The following is a 2,791-nucleotide window of genomic DNA, read 5'->3' as shown; positions in this document are numbered from 1 at the left end:
CTGAACAACGGCGCGGACACCGTCGAAGACTGGCAGCAGCTCGCTGACGAACTCGAGGAAGCTGACGAGGAAGCACCTGACGACGAAGAAGACGTTGAGGACGAAGTCCCTGACGACGAGGAAGATGCTGAGGACGAGGTCCCCGACGATGAGGAAGACGTTGAGGACGAAGTTCCTGAGGACGAGGAAGACGTTGAGGACGAAGTTCCTGAGGACGAGGAAGACGTTGAGGACGAAGTTCCTGAGGACGAGGAAGATGTCGAGGATGAAGTTCCTGAGGACGAGGAAGATGTCGAGGATGAAGTTCCTGAGGACGAGGAAGACGTTGAGGACGAAGTTCCTGAGGATGAGGAAGACGCTGACGAGGAAGCCCCTGACGAGGACGAAGACGCTGAAGAAGCCCCTGACGAGGACGAAGACGCTGAAGAAGCCCCTGACGAAGACGAAGACGCTGACGAGGAAGTCCCTGAGGACGCCGATACGGTCGTCGTCGAGGAGCTTACCGTTGAAGAGCTTACCGTTGAGGAACTCACCGTCGAAAACATCTTCGTCGTCGTTGACGGCGACGTCGAAGACGTCGACGAGCTGCCGGACGACCCTACCGATGACGAGCCCGTCGACGAGCCAACTGACGACGAACCCGTCGACGACACTGACGACGAGCACTGCCCATAACGGGCTGACTGACGACGAAACCGACCGCCGAGAACGAGTATAACGTAGCTCGGCAAACTCGCGTCGATCACGACATTCGCTTTTTTGAATCCGTCCGGAGAGGAGTTCCGTCTACCGAGCACAGCGTCACATCCGACAACGGCGTTAGCGTTACTAACTGGCCGAACTGAGGCTCGTTCCGTCGAAGGGGTCGCCCTCACAGTACGGGATTGCGTGGAAAGCGAGACACCATGCGTGTGAGTGCGCTGGCTAGGTCAACGAGTCCACCACGAACCAGGGAGAGTCTTCGAAGCTAGCCGTGGAACTGCTCGCTGAGCTATCAGTCCGTTCTGAGAGAAGCGTCGCTGGTATGCCACCCGTCGCTACGAATCACGGGTCCATTTCACTGAGGGGAGAACGCTATCACGAACTCGATCGAGGTCACTAATCGCTCCAGGCCCGAGGCAACGATTAACACTGGTCAACACGGTTCTGGTATGGACGGAACACCGTCTCCATAGCCGGTCGATCGAATACGAGACTGGTCGAAGTCGTCTGATCGAGGTGGGCGTCGAACAGCGACCGGAAACGAGGCTTCTCGAACGGAGATTCGGCACCGATCGGGGTGAAGAGTAAAAGAGTAAGATCGATTTTAGGGCTTGAGGAGATCGTGGACGTAATCTCCCCAGGCAACGATCGGGAGCCGCCTCGAGTCGCGGGACACTCCGTGGGATTCCGTACAATCGAGATTCCTCCCGAAGCCGTGACTCGAGTAGTCGGGAGTGGTTTGCGAGGACGACCGGCTGGTCGGACGCTTCAGCCGCAAAAAAGTGCAGGGGTCGCCGACCGGGAAACTCAGGTTCCAGACTAAAACACCGTGATTCCGACGGCTATCGACGGCAGAACGGTACCGATCGGCGGTCGAGACGCGTTCGAGTTCGGCGGATCGAGAACTGTCTCGCGGGTCCACGACCAGGCCTCCGTTCTCGTCCCTTCGACTCGACAGTTCCGTCGACCGGTTGGGAGATATCAACGCCCGTTCTCCACAGACCGGCTATTTATTCGGCTACTGGCTGGAGAATCTGAAACCCGCGGTTCCGATATCCCAGCAATGTTGGAAACGTCACGTCGGTTGATAGCGATTTATATCACTAGGTAATGCGGCTTGAAACTATTGTCAGTCGCGAAACGACAACAGTTCAGGTGAATTTCACTGACAGATATCTCCGAACGCAGTTACATAATGGATAATAATTAGGTTAGTGGCAGTACCCGTTTCTGCCCTTCTCGGGCGAGAGACAACAACGATGGCAAACCGAACTCCACTCTCACGACGGGACAGTCTCAAGACGATTGCGGCCAGCGGCGCACTCCTGGGCGGGGGCGCTCTCGGCGTTTCGGCCGTAATCGAAGACGACGAGACTCGAGAGACTGAGACTGGAGGCGATGACGACGACGACGACGAATCAGACGAGATCGATTCGAGCGCGATCCAGCTCGCGATCGAGTGTGTCGGCGAGGATCACGACTCTGCAACGTTCCGTATCGATAACGAGAACGATGAATCAGTGACGCTAACGGCAGAGGAAACTCAGGGCGACGACGGTAGTTTCGACGGCGACCACGAGGAGGAGATCGAGCGAATCAACGAGATCATCGAGACGACCAACGAGTCGCTCGAGAACGTCGACGATATCGAGACGATCGACGATATCGACGGGAACACGGCCGACCGACTTCAGGACGAGATCTTCACGCAGGTCGTCGAGGAGATCAACGCCCAGTCCCAGGAGATCCTCGGCGAGGATATCGCCGACGACGTCGACACGCCCGAAGAGGCACGCGAAGAAGCCGACGAGATCGAAGAAGAGTACGGGAACGCCGCGGAGGAGGCCGTCGACGGATTGAACAACTCCGCGGACAACGTCGAAGAGATCCACGAACTCATCGACGGCCTCGAGGCTAGCGGCGATGACAGCGGTGAAACTGACAACGGCGACGCCGACAACGGTGGCGATGGCGACGACGATTACGAGGAAGAGATCGAGCGAATCAACGAGATCATCGAGACGACCAACGAGTCGCTCGAGAACGTCGACGATATCGAGACGATCGACGATATCGACGGGAACACGGC

At 57.4% G+C, this 2,791-nt stretch carries 1 protein-coding gene and 1 pseudogene; one reads left to right on the top strand and one right to left on the bottom strand.

Translation table 11 applies throughout. The features are described from left to right. On the bottom strand, window positions 1–666 hold a 666-nt coding region (locus tag CV102_RS25610), incomplete at its 3' end, for a hypothetical protein (RefSeq protein ID WP_148860820.1). A gap of 1,295 nt (window positions 667–1,961) precedes the next feature. On the opposite strand from CV102_RS25610, the pseudogene CV102_RS25605 reads away from it, so the two are divergent. Continuing rightward, window positions 1,962–2,791: pseudogene (locus tag CV102_RS25605) on the top strand (hypothetical protein); the annotation flags it as partial.

Source organism: Natronococcus pandeyae (genome assembly GCF_008122205.1).
GTDB classification, from domain to species: Archaea; Halobacteriota; Halobacteria; order Halobacteriales; family Natrialbaceae; genus Natronococcus; species Natronococcus pandeyae.
This window is presented reverse-complemented; position numbering and strand designations above follow the sequence as displayed.